The sequence below is a fragment of the Agrobacterium sp. AGB01 genome (genome assembly GCF_014851585.1).
GTDB lineage: Bacteria > Pseudomonadota > Alphaproteobacteria > Rhizobiales > Rhizobiaceae > Agrobacterium.
On record NZ_JACVAB010000001.1, the window covers coordinates 483,136 to 494,606 of the forward strand.

Consider the following 11,471-nt stretch of genomic DNA (forward strand, 5'->3'; position numbering starts at 1 on the left):
CGGAAGATTTCCGCGCCTTTTTTCTATTTTCAAAAAGGTCGCAAATATGAGCCGTGACGCCGTCAAAACCCTGTTCCACCCGTTCGCCGCAGGCATGGTCGAAGCACCTGTGCAGGGTGAACGCGTACTGTTTCTTGGAGCCGAAGCAGGCACACCGAGGCTCGAAGGATTTGATGCCGAGATTGTTGCGGTTCAGAGCCTTCGTCCGCTTTACCGCGCCTTGCAGGCCGAACATGCCAATGTCACACCTGACCTGTCAGGCGAGGCGTTCGATGCGGCGCTTATCCTGTGCGGCAAACACCGTGGTGAAAATGAAAACCGCGTCGCCGAAGCGCTTGAACGCGTCAAGGTAGGCGGCACAATCGTCATTGCCGGTTCGAAAGAAGATGGCATCGCCACCATGCGCAAGATGCTGTTGAAGCTGGGTGTCGAAGTCGAATCCACACCAAAATATCATGGCATTGCAGTGTGGTTTAAGCGCCCCGAAGAGGTGACTGCTTACGTTGCGAAGCTGAAGCATGACGCCGTCACGGTTGATGGGCGGTTCACGGCGATGCCGGGCATGTTCTCGCATGATCGTATCGATGATGGCTCCGAATTGCTGGCATCGCGCCTGCCAACCGATTTTGATGGCAATGCCGCAGATTTTGGCGCCGGCTGGGGTTATCTCTCGGTCATGCTCGCAGAGAAGTCTCCACGCACCGCCCGCATAGATTTGTTTGAAGCAGACTGGAATGCATTGGAATTCGCCAAGATCAATCTGGAAGAAAATTGCCCGAAACTGACGGCACGTTTCTTCTGGCAGGATCTTGCTGCTGAGCCACCAAAAGAGAAATACGACTTGATCATCATGAATCCGCCCTTCCATGCAGGTGGACAGGCGGCTGAGCCTGCCTTGGGTCAGGCACTGATCAAGGCAGCGGCAGGTGCTCTGCGCAATGGTGGCAAGCTGCTGATGGTTGCCAACCGTGGTCTTCCCTATGAAACCATTCTTGCTGGCGAATTCAAAACAAGCGGTGAAATATGCCGTAACTCCCGCTTCAAGATCCTGAGCGCACAGAAGTAAAAGACAAAAAAGATGTTCCGCAAAACCGAAAGCAATGGTTTTGCGGGATTTTTTTGATGTCAGGACTTTCTGACTTTTTGCGATGCCAGCACATTGCGGATCGCAAAGCTTGAATGAATACGTGAGACGCCGGGTAACTTTGACAAAATGTCCTTGTGGACACGCTCAAAGTCTCCGGCGCTTTCAATTTCCACCCGCACGAAATAATCGGCGCCGCCGGTCATCAAAAAACACTCACGAATTTCAGAGTGTTTGCGCACTGCCACTTCGAAGCGGTTGAGATAATCTTCCGTCTGTCGATCAAGGGTTATTTGCACGATCACCGCAATACCTTCTTCGCCCGATGTATTGCCTGTCAGCACCGTGTAGCCACGGATTGCGCCGGACTGTTCCAGAATATTAATGCGGCGCAGGCATGCCGAGGGTGACAAACCAACGGCTTCTGCAAGTTTGGTGTTGCTGATGCGCGCATTGGCGCGTAGCGCCCTGATGATATGCCGGTCTATCGCATCGAGCCCTGACATGTGGTTTCTTTCATTTTGTCGCAGATTGTTTCAATAAATAGCAATAATCTGAATAATCAACACATCATCGCTGGAAAATTCGACAATACGTGCATTACCATCCTTCATTAATAATGAGGGTGAACGATAATGAACATGCAAATCAGCCGCACACATGCGAGCGGTAATGCAAGCGGTTGGCTGACAATCGATCTGGGCGCTCTATTCGACAATTACCGGTTTTTGCAGGCGCAGGCACCAGCCAGTGCCGTGGCTGGTGTGGTGAAAGCAGATGCCTATGGGCTGGGCGCAGACCATGTCGCGACCACGCTATACGCCGCCGGATGTCGTGACTTTTTCGTTGCGCATATCGACGAGGCTATCAGCCTTCGCAAACTGATTGCACAGGACGCACGGTTTTATGTGCTGAATGGATTGCAGCCCGGCAATGAAGCAAGCTGTGAAGCGTTCGATATCACACCCGTTCTCAACTCTTTGGCGCAGGTCGCGCAATGGTCCGACTTCGCAACCAGCATCGGCAAGACGCTGCCAGCAATCTTGCAGGTCGACACCGGCATGTGCCGTCTTGGCCTGCCGCCGGAAGAGCTGGAAATCCTGGTGAAGGACCAAAGCCGTCTTTCGGGCCTGCGCATTGATTATATCATGAGCCATCTTGCCTGCGCTGATGAACCGGAAAACCTGGCCAATGCAGCGCAGTTGGCTGTCATGTTGGAAGCGGCACTTGGCCTGCCGAATGCCAAAATCTGCTTTTCAAATTCAGGCGGTATCTTTCTCGGTAGCGGATATCACAACCACCTGATGCGGCCAGGTATTGCGCTTTACGGCGGTGCACCGTCGGTGCTGCGACCAAATCCCATGAAGCCGGTTGTCGGGCTTCAGGTTGCTGTGGTGCAAACCCGCATCGTGCCCGCAGGCTCACAGGTTGGTTATGGCGGTTCCTTCGTTGCAAAGCAACAGATGCATCTGGCGACACTGGCGGCCGGTTATGCGGATGGGCTGCCACGGTCTTTGAGCAACAGTGGAGCAGTGTGGTTTAACGGCCAGCGCCTGCCGATTGTCGGACGTGTGTCGATGGACAGTATCATTGTCGACATATCCGCTTTGCCTAAGGGAACCTTGCAGCACGGTTCACTCGTTGAAGTGATTGGGCCGCAGCAGAGTCTCGAAGACGTGGCCGATGATGCCGGTACCATTGCCTATGAAATTTTGACGAGCCTCGGCCGTCGTTATCAGAGAAAATACATCCAACCTCGGGACGCCGCAGCAGCCTTTACTGACCGTGCCCCCAATGCGTGAGAATGGCATGAATATTACGATCCTTGGAGCCGGTGTTATCGGTGTGACATCTGCATGGTACCTCGCCAAGGCAGGCCATAAGGTCACGGTTATTGACCGGCAGTCGGGCGCGGCACTGGAAACAAGCTTTGCCAATGCCGGCGAAATCTCGCCCGGTTATTCGTCGCCTTGGGCAGCGCCAGGTATTCCGATGAAGGCGCTGAAATGGCTGTTCATGAAACATGCCCCATTGATCGTGCGCCCGACACTGGATGCGGCAACATGGAGCTGGATGCTGAAGATGCTGTCCAACTGCACGGCAGCCCGTTATGCGACCAACAAAGGTCGCATGGTGCGAATTGCCGAATACAGCCGCGATTGCTTGATGTCACTCCGTGATGAAACCGGTATTCAGTACGACCACCGCACGCAGGGCACATTGGAAGTGTTCCGCACCCAGAAGCAGTTTGATGGTATTGCCAAGGACGTCGCCGTCCTGAAGGCGGGCGGCGTGCCGTTTGAAATACTCGACAGCAAGGGATGCGTGGCAGTTGAGCCAGGCCTTGCTCCGTCGAGTGACAAGATTGTGGGTGGTCTGCGGCTGCCAGGCGACGAAACCGGTGATTGCTACATGTTCACCACGGAGTTGGCGAAGCTGGCCGAGCAGGCTGGCGTTACCTTCCTCTACGATACGGCCATCCATCGTCTGGTTACCGAAGGTTCGGTCGTCAAGGCAGTTGAAACCTCCAAGGGCCGGATTGAAGCTGATGTGTTTGTTGCGGCCCTTGGCAGCTACTCGCCGGCGCTGGTCAAACCTCTCGGTCTTGATCTGCCAGTTTATCCAGTGAAGGGCTATTCGATTACCGTGCCGATCATCAATGAAGCACGGGCACCTGTTTCGACCGTGATGGATGAAACCTACAAGGTTGCCATTACCCGCTTGGGCTCGCGCATCCGTGTGGGCGGTATGGCGGAAATCGCCCGTTTCAGCAATGATCTGCCTCTGGCACGCAAAGAAACACTAACCCATTCCGTCGAGGATCTGTTTGGCGGGGCAGGAGATCAGTCGCAGGCCCTGTTCTGGTCGGGCCTACGCCCGATGACACCGGATGGTACGCCGGTTATCGGTAAGACCCGTTATGGAAACCTGTATCTCAACACCGGTCATGGCACTCTCGGTTGGACCATGTCTTGTGGTTCCGCACGCGTGCTTTCTGATTTGATCAGTGGTCAAAAACCAGACATTGAGACGGCCGATCTTTCGATTTCCCGATACGGCCGTTGAGGCCTCGGTATAGAGCCGAGCGAATAAGGGATTATGCAAACGGGGCTTTCAGGATGGTATCCGAAGGCCCCGTTTGTCTGTGCAGAGAGCGCATAAAACAAAAAGGCCGGGCAAGCCCGACCTTTCACAACCGCTTTGCTTCATGCCAGTACATCCGTGGTCATGGCGAAGCGATTTTGTATTTCTAAACGACAACCTGAGGTTTTCGTCTCGTTGCTCACATCCTCGCGCCAATTGGTTAACATCAAGTTAACGCCAAGGCAGCGAATGCAGTATTGCCGTGCCGTGAGCGACGTGTGAAATACATATGATCCCTATATGCTGTCGCATAAGGGCTTTTTCAAGGCCCGCTAAAATAAAACAGCTTTTGCAATCTTAATATAACGCAAATAAAAAAGGCCGGTAAAACCGGCCTTTAATCGTGTGCAAAAAACTGAAAGCTTATTAAGCCTGCAGGTTGTCTGCAGACATCTTGCCCGAACGACGGTCCTGAACCAGTTCGTAAGTAATCTTCTGGCCATCCTTGAGGCCGTTCATGCCAGCGCGCTCAACAGCAGAAACGTGTACGAATACGTCCTGTGTGCCGTCGTCAGGCTGAATGAATCCGTAACCCTTGGTGGAGTTGAACCATTTAACTGTACCAGTTGCCATAACGATTTCCTTCCGTTGGCAAATTGAATTAGCCTCGAAAAATAGTCCTTTCGAGAGCAGTTGGTCGAATTTGCAGAAAAAAGATCGTCGTTTGCGTCTATGCGGCGCCGAAGTCTGGTCGTCAAACAAATATCGATGGCGCCGACATAATTGGCTTTGCAGTTGCTTGTCAAGAGACAGGAAAGTTTGTCAAAGGCTTGAAAAGCAAAAACCCGGTGCGGGAGGAGGTGCACCGGGTTCTTGAAACTGACTGACAATTGGGAGGAGGAGTATTGTCAGTCCAAATCGGCGGGCGCTGGGAGGAGGAGTGCGCCGCGTCGATGATTTAAATGTACCGGAAACCCGCACAAAATACAGACACATGATTGCAGCGCAGCTTTGCAATTAGTGCATGGCTGGGGGCTGTTCTATTGCCATTACTCAATCGACCGCCTATCATTTAAGCATGAGCATTGAATCGGTCCGTACATATTTCGCTTCCAAATCCCCTGACATCACCGTCATCGAGACGGAGAAAAGCTCCGCAACGGTGGCACTCGCTGCTGAGGCGCATGGTGTGGAGCCAGATCAGATTGCTAAAACTATCTGCCTGCGTGCCGGTGAAGCTGTTCTTTTGGTTGTAACAGCCGGAACCAGGCGGCTTGATAACAAGAAGTTCCGTGAGCAGTTTCAAGCTAAACCCCGCATGTTGGATGCGGAAGAGGTTGTGGCCGTCACCAGCCACCCGGTCGGTGGCGTATGCCCGTTTGGCCTTGCCACGGATGTTCCGGTTTATTGCGATGTGTCGTTGAAGAACTATCAGGAAGTTGTGCCTGCCGCTGGCGCCACCAATGCTGCGGTCCGCATCTCGCCGGATCTGATGGCATCGCTCACCAACGCCCAATGGGTTGATGTCTGCCAATAACATAAAGTTGGTAGGCCCGTGAGTTTAACCGCACCTTAAATCGCCGTATTTTATTCTCATTCGAATGAAATGCAGATCGAGCGTCGAAACACGCCCGTTTGCAAGGGTTTATCGTATCAGGAGTGGTTTCGGCCATATGGCAGGCAAAAGCAAATCAGGTCGCAGAATAGAACCTTCATTCGAGGATGATGAGCTCGAAGATGAAGAGATGCGCCTTGATGCTGGCGACCGCATTGCCGGAAACTCCGCCGTTCGCCGTAAAACCGCCGCCACTGCAGCCACACCCAAAAAATCCAGAAAGAGCAAAGCTACACCTGTAAAAGTCGCGAAATCAGGAGGGTTGGTCCGGCTGGTCAGGCGCCTGTTTTACTGGTGTGTGGTGCTGGGTATCTGGGGCGGCATCGCCGTCACGGGTTTGGTTCTTTATTATGGTGCACGCATGCCTGCTGCCAGCACCTGGTCTATTCCTGAGAGACCACCGAATGTCAGGATCGTGTCCGTTGATGGCGAAGTCATTGCCAACCGTGGGACTACCGGCGGTGAAGCTCTCGCGCTTGAGGACATGTCTCCTTACATACCGCAGGCGGTCATGGCCATTGAAGACCGGCGGTTCTATTCGCACTTTGGTGTTGACCCGCTCGGTTTGGCGCGCGCCGTGGTCACTAACGTGACCTCGGGGCGTATGGTACAAGGTGGCTCCACACTAACCCAGCAGCTTGCCAAGAACTTGTTCCTCTCCCAAGAGCGCACGCTTGAGCGCAAGGTACAGGAAGTGCTGCTGTCGTTCTGGCTGGAGCAAAAATACAGCAAGGACCAGATTCTTGCGATGTATCTGAACCGCGTTTATTTCGGCTCGAATGCCTATGGTGTGGAGGCCGCATCCCGCCGTTACTTCAACAAGTCTGCACGGGATGTAAATCTTGGAGAAGCGGCTCTTCTGGCTGGCCTCCTGAAGGCGCCGTCCCGTCTTTCGCCTGCGCGAGATCCGCAAGCCGCCGAAGAACGAGCGCAGATCGTTCTTTCTGCCATGCGCGAAGAAGGTTACATCACCGATAGCGAAAGCGCGACGGCGATGTCGCAGCCGCCAACCAAGGCCAAACATTTCTGGTCGGGTGCCCAGCATTACGCTGCCGACATGGTGATCGATGAGGTCCGATCGCTGGTCGGTGAGGTGAAGCAGGATCTGGTTGTCGATACCACCCTTGATCTCGGCCTTGAAGAAAAGGCCGATGAGGCCATCACTAAGGCATTGGCTGCCGAAGGCAAGAAGCTCGGCGTTTCGCAAGCCGCTCTGGCAGCGATCGATGGCACCGGCGCCATTCGAGCAGTAGTCGGTGGCGCAAGCTACGCTGACAGCCAGTTTAACCGCGCAACCAGAGCCAAGCGTCAGCCCGGTTCGGCCTTCAAGCCATTCGTTTATGTGGCGGCTTTGGAAGCCGGTCTGCGACCCAACTCCATCCGTAATGACGGTCCGGTTCGCATCGGCAACTGGACGCCTGAGAACTATGACCAGAAATATAGGGGCGAGGTAACGCTGTCATCCGCTCTGGCACAATCGCTCAACACCATCGCTGCGCAATTGGTGATGGAGGTCGGTCCTGACCATGTGACCAAGGTGGCGCATCGTCTAGGCATCGAATCCCAGTTGCAAGCCAATGCCTCGATTGCGCTCGGTACTTCGGAAGTCTCTCTGACGGAACTGACGGCCGCCTACGCGCCTTTCATGAATGGCGGTTACAAGGCCACGCCTCATATCGTCAAACGCATTTCTGATATGGACGGCAACGTCCTCTATGAAAACAAATATGATAATCCACCACGTGTGCTAAGCGAAGCGATCGTCGCTGCGATGAATAACATGCTGACGCGTGTTGTCGATGAAGGCACGGGTAAGGCCGCCAGACTGAAGGGTTGGCAGGTTGCTGGTAAGTCCGGTACCACTCAGTCTTTCCGCGATGCGCTGTTCGTTGGTTATACAAGCAACCTGACGACAGGCATCTGGCTCGGTAATGATGACGGCACACCCATGAAGAAGGTCACCGGTGGTGGCCTGCCTGCAAAAGTATGGCATGACTTCATGACCGCCGCGCATTCGGGCCTGACCCCATCACCACTGTTTGGTCAGGGTTATGTGACCGATGAACCGGTTTTCCCACCCGATCGTCCCAACGAAAACCAGCCGGGGTCTATAACCGACATTATCTCTGGCGCCTTCGGTGACCGTCCGGCATCGCAAGGCATGCCGCCTGAGCAGGTCGGTCCGGCCAATGGTCAGCCGATGGATATTCCGCAGCGCTCTTATCCGGGCGAGCCATCCTATTCAAATGGGCCGGTGCCGCCCGCCGATGTTGGAGCAAGTGATCAACGCGGTCCTCAGCCGGCAAGACAGACGACGCTTCTCGATTTTCTGATGGGAAATTGACGAGCAGGAGGCCGCAGGTGAGTCTTGTCTCTTAATGCGACATCCTGGTGCCGGGCGACTGCCAGCGATGTTACCGACGCCTTGAGCAGAATTCGTTCATTCGGTTCTTTAAAATTTAGAATTCGTGTTTTGGTTGATTTTTTCAATCTGTTTTCTAAAGTACTGATTTTTATCAATAATATCTAATTTCTAACGCTCGTTTGGCCCGTTTCAATTAACCCTAAGGCTTGTTTTTTCATCGGCTGCCCCATTTCTGATGACTTTCCAGGGTAAATGAATTATTACTTATGATTATTGGAATGCTTAGTTGCTGTACTAAATTTTTTTAATTGAGGATTAAGATGTTTAGACTTGGCGAGGCTCGCGCAGGTGGGTTCGAAGAGATTCAGCAGTCTGGTAGTATTGTTCTAGAACCACAAAATATTTTATTTGAGAATGATCAGGTTGAACAAACACCTATGCTGAAATTGCAGTTTGCAGTTAAGCGCCTTATTGATGTCTTTGGTGCTTTTTCTGCTCTCTTAATGTTGTCTCCACTCTTTGGTGTCGTCGCTCTTCTTGTGAAACTTGATAGCAAGGGGCCGGTATTCTTCTCCCAGATTCGCTGGGGAATGAATGGAGAGAAAATCCGCGTTTATAAATTCCGCTCAATGAGAACAGATTTGTGCGACGCAACGGGTGTCGCGCAGACCGTAAAAAATGATCCTCGCGTTACAAAGATGGGCGCTATTTTGCGCAAGACCAACATTGATGAACTGCCACAGTTGATCAATGTCCTGAAGGGTGACATGTCGCTGGTCGGACCACGTTGCCATGCCATCGGCATGTTTGCAGGTGGCCGTCTTTATGAGGATCTCGTACCAAACTACCACAGGCGTCACACTGTGCGTCCGGGCATTACCGGCCTTGCGCAGATGCGTGGCCTTCGTGGCCCGACGGACCGTGCCGACAAGGCAAGAGCCCGTATCGCATCGGATATCTACTACGTCGACAATTTCTCGGTGTGGCTGGATATCAAAATTATTTTTGGAACTTTGTGGTCCGAACTCAAGGGTGGCAAAGGCTTCTGATTTTTGGCCTTTGTCTGATATTTTTTTTAAAGACGTCGTTATTTTAGAAAGCCCCGCTCCGGTAATCCGAAGCGGGGCTTTTGTTTATTTCGCGGCCAGCGCGTCCATGATCCGGATCCAGGAGCGGATACCCTTGTGGAAGGACTGCAGGTCGTACTTCTCGTTCGGGGAGTGGATACGGTCATCGGTGAGGCCATAACCGACAAGAAGCGAATCCATGCCGAGCATCTTCTGGAAGTCACCAACGATTGGGATCGAGCCGCCCATGCCGATAACAACGGCAGGCTTTGGCCATTCGTCGGAGAGCGCATTTTTGGTCTTCGTCAATGCCGGAGAATCATAAGACAGCTGGATGGCCGGCGAGCCGCCATGTTCATGGAACTCGACCGAGCAATCCGCTGGAATTTTGGAGCGAACATAGGCGCGGAACGCTTCACGCACCTGGGCCGGATTCTGCTTGCCAACTAGACGGAACGAGACTTTTGCCGATGCTTGCGCGGCGATAACGGTCTTGAAGCCATCGCCGGTGTAACCTCCGATAATCCCGTTCACTTCGGCGGTTGGTCTGGCCCATGTCAGCTCAAGAACCGAGCGGTCTTTTTCACCGGAAGGTGCGGACAGGCCAACTTCACCAAGGAAAGCCTCCGCGGTGCGGCCGAGCGTTTCCCAGGAAGCCTTGATATTGGCTGGCGTTTCTTCAACACCATCATAGAAACCGTCAAGCGTCACGCGACCTGTCGTGTCGTGCAGACCGGCCAGGATATTGGCCAGAATGTGGATCGGGTTGGCGGCGGCACCACCGAACAGGCCGGAATGCAGGTCGCGGTCCGCAGCGGTGATGACGACTTCTTCGCCAACCAGACCACGCAATGCGCCTGCAATCGCAGGTGTTTCCCGGTCCCACATGCTGGTGTCACAGACGAGTGCGAACTCTGCCTTCAACTCCCCGGCATTGGCTTCGAGGAATGGTTTGAGGGACGGGGAGCCTGACTCCTCTTCACCTTCAAACAGGATGGTCACGCGGATCGGCAGCGAGCCGTGAATTTCCTTGTAGGCGCGGCATGCCTCAACGAAGGTCATCAACTGACCCTTGTCGTCAGATGTGCCACGACCGGTGATGACCTTGCGGTCGTTGCCAAGATCCTTGATCGCAGGTTCGAACGGATCGTTTTCCCACAGGTTCAGTGGGTCGACCGGCTGTACGTCATAATGGCCATAAAACAGAACATGCGGGGCATCCGCTGTCGCCGCCGCATGGTGCGCAACGACCATCGGGTGGCCTGCCGTATCACGAACCGACGCGTCGAAACCAATCGACGACAGCGAGGCTGTCAGCCATTCGGCGGCCTTGCGGCATTCAGCCTTGAAAGCCGGGTCGGTAGAGATGGACTTTATTCTTACAAGTTCAAACAACCTGTCGAGGCTCGACGTCAGATTTTCATCGGCCTTGGCCAAAACGTTGGAAATATCAGTCATTGGGTATCCTGCCATTGGACAGCATTCTGAAACCCGCGCGGTTTGATGGGAATGCTGCCTTTTAATTCTAAGCCGGGCTTACGCATGTAATCGAAATGCGCAGTCAGTTGCGGATAACAACGTTATCGCATCGACCTACATCGCGGAAGTGTTTTTGAGTGCGCGCTGTACATACTCGATCAGCAACTCGCGCTCGAAGCGACGGAAGCCGGAAAATGCCACTTCATCCGCCTCTTTGGCAGCGGCAATAGCCTGTTCCTCGAGCGAGCGACCCTGTGCTGTAAGTTCGATGATCTGGGCGCGTTTGTCCTTGGGGTGCTGCTTGCGGGTGATCAGGCTGTCGCGCTGCATGCGGGCCAATGTATTGGCAAGCGTTGCCTGCTCGATATCCAGCCGATCAAGCAATTGCCGTTGTGTGATGCCATCTTCATTCCAGAGCTCGAGCAAGATCGGAAATTGGCCTGGAGAAAAGCCAAGTGCCGAGGCTTTTTTATGCAAGGCACGTGAAAAGGCCTTAGCCAGCTGGGCAGTCAGATAGGCAGCAGAATCGGTTCTTGAAAAGCGCATGCGATTTGAGGTCCTGAAAACAAGTCTCGCACTGGTCGATGGCATCGACAGGGCGGCTTACGCATAATGGTGCATTCTTTCCCCAAACATGCGGCGGCATTTTTAGGCGGCAAAGCCGAGGTATTTTTGCGGGGTAAGGGTAATAAAAAACCGCCACGGCCGGGAGGGGGTCGGCCATGGCGGCTTATCGAGGGACAAAGGCCCGGAGAGGGGGGGAAGGCCTTTGTCCGG

General features: G+C 53.8%; 10 protein-coding genes. 6 read left to right on the forward strand and 4 right to left on the reverse strand.

What is annotated here, in order from left to right; translation table 11 throughout:
• The first annotated feature begins 46 nt into the window (after positions 1–46).
• Positions 47–1,066 (forward strand): class I SAM-dependent methyltransferase, encoded by a 1,020-nt coding sequence (locus IB237_RS02280; RefSeq protein ID WP_192486983.1) that lies wholly within the window; start codon positions 47–49, stop codon positions 1,064–1,066.
• A 59-nt stretch (positions 1,067–1,125) separates the two neighbouring features.
• On the opposite strand, the gene IB237_RS02285 is transcribed toward IB237_RS02280, so the two are convergent.
• Entirely contained in the window at positions 1,126–1,590 is a 465-nt protein-coding gene (locus tag IB237_RS02285) for an Lrp/AsnC family transcriptional regulator (RefSeq protein ID WP_192486984.1), read from the reverse strand.
• A gap of 129 nt (positions 1,591–1,719) precedes the next feature.
• Here IB237_RS02285 and alr point away from each other — a divergent pair, with 129 nt between their 5' ends.
• Complete coding sequence (gene alr, locus IB237_RS02290; protein WP_192486985.1) at positions 1,720–2,886, forward strand: alanine racemase; 1,167 nt, start codon at positions 1,720–1,722, stop codon at positions 2,884–2,886.
• A 7-nt stretch (positions 2,887–2,893) separates the two neighbouring features.
• A complete protein-coding gene (locus tag IB237_RS02295; protein WP_192486986.1) occupies positions 2,894–4,150 on the forward strand; it encodes a D-amino acid dehydrogenase in 1,257 nt (418 codons plus the stop codon).
• Between the two features lie 444 nt (positions 4,151–4,594).
• On the opposite strand, the gene IB237_RS02300 is transcribed toward IB237_RS02295, so the two are convergent.
• The gene (locus IB237_RS02300; RefSeq protein WP_192486987.1) at positions 4,595–4,801 is read right to left on the reverse strand and encodes a cold-shock protein; all 207 of its coding nucleotides are present in this window, start codon (positions 4,799–4,801) and stop codon (positions 4,595–4,597) included.
• A 445-nt stretch (positions 4,802–5,246) separates the two neighbouring features.
• Between IB237_RS02300 and IB237_RS02305 the strand changes: the two genes are divergently transcribed.
• The 3 genes from IB237_RS02305 to IB237_RS02315 all read left to right on the forward strand — a co-directional run bounded on the left by IB237_RS02305 (position 5,247) and on the right by IB237_RS02315 (position 9,197).
• Positions 5,247–5,705, forward strand: a complete 459-nt coding sequence (locus tag IB237_RS02305) for a YbaK/EbsC family protein (protein ID WP_192486988.1) — start codon at positions 5,247–5,249, stop codon at positions 5,703–5,705.
• Positions 5,706–5,841: 136 nt separating this feature from the next.
• Positions 5,842–8,127: a transglycosylase domain-containing protein gene (locus IB237_RS02310; protein ID WP_192486989.1), complete on the forward strand. Its 2,286-nt coding sequence runs from the start codon at positions 5,842–5,844 to the stop codon at positions 8,125–8,127.
• A gap of 341 nt (positions 8,128–8,468) precedes the next feature.
• Positions 8,469–9,197: a sugar transferase gene (locus tag IB237_RS02315; protein ID WP_192486990.1), complete on the forward strand. Its 729-nt coding sequence runs from the start codon at positions 8,469–8,471 to the stop codon at positions 9,195–9,197.
• 84 nt (positions 9,198–9,281) lie between these two features.
• Here the strand turns inward: IB237_RS02315 and IB237_RS02320 are convergent, their stop codons facing one another.
• Both IB237_RS02320 and IB237_RS02325 read right to left on the reverse strand, forming a co-directional pair.
• A complete protein-coding gene (locus tag IB237_RS02320) occupies positions 9,282–10,673 on the reverse strand; it encodes a M20/M25/M40 family metallo-hydrolase (RefSeq protein WP_192486991.1) in 1,392 nt (463 codons plus the stop codon).
• A gap of 135 nt (positions 10,674–10,808) precedes the next feature.
• Positions 10,809–11,240 carry a MarR family winged helix-turn-helix transcriptional regulator gene (locus IB237_RS02325; protein WP_192486992.1) on the reverse strand — a complete coding sequence of 144 codons (432 nt, stop codon included), beginning with the start codon at positions 11,238–11,240 and terminating at the stop codon, positions 10,809–10,811.
• Between the last annotated feature and the right edge of the window lie 231 nt (positions 11,241–11,471).

What these genes read in the sequence shown, in the direction of transcription:
- IB237_RS02325 (WP_192486992.1), bottom strand. Translation starts at nt 11,240, where the DNA reads ATGCGCTTTTCAAGAACCGATTCTGCTGCCTATCTGACTGCCCAGCTG.
- IB237_RS02310 (WP_192486989.1), top strand. Translation starts at nt 5,842, where the DNA reads ATGGCAGGCAAAAGCAAATCAGGTCGCAGAATAGAACCTTCATTCGAG.
- alr (WP_192486985.1), top strand. Translation starts at nt 1,720, where the DNA reads ATGAACATGCAAATCAGCCGCACACATGCGAGCGGTAATGCAAGCGGT.
- IB237_RS02280 (WP_192486983.1), top strand. Translation starts at nt 47, where the DNA reads ATGAGCCGTGACGCCGTCAAAACCCTGTTCCACCCGTTCGCCGCAGGC.
- IB237_RS02300 (WP_192486987.1), bottom strand. Translation starts at nt 4,801, where the DNA reads ATGGCAACTGGTACAGTTAAATGGTTCAACTCCACCAAGGGTTACGGA.
- IB237_RS02315 (WP_192486990.1), top strand. Translation starts at nt 8,469, where the DNA reads ATGTTTAGACTTGGCGAGGCTCGCGCAGGTGGGTTCGAAGAGATTCAG.
- IB237_RS02305 (WP_192486988.1), top strand. Translation starts at nt 5,247, where the DNA reads ATGAGCATTGAATCGGTCCGTACATATTTCGCTTCCAAATCCCCTGAC.
- IB237_RS02285 (WP_192486984.1), bottom strand. Translation starts at nt 1,590, where the DNA reads ATGTCAGGGCTCGATGCGATAGACCGGCATATCATCAGGGCGCTACGC.
- IB237_RS02295 (WP_192486986.1), top strand. Translation starts at nt 2,894, where the DNA reads ATGAATATTACGATCCTTGGAGCCGGTGTTATCGGTGTGACATCTGCA.
- IB237_RS02320 (WP_192486991.1), bottom strand. Translation starts at nt 10,673, where the DNA reads ATGACTGATATTTCCAACGTTTTGGCCAAGGCCGATGAAAATCTGACG.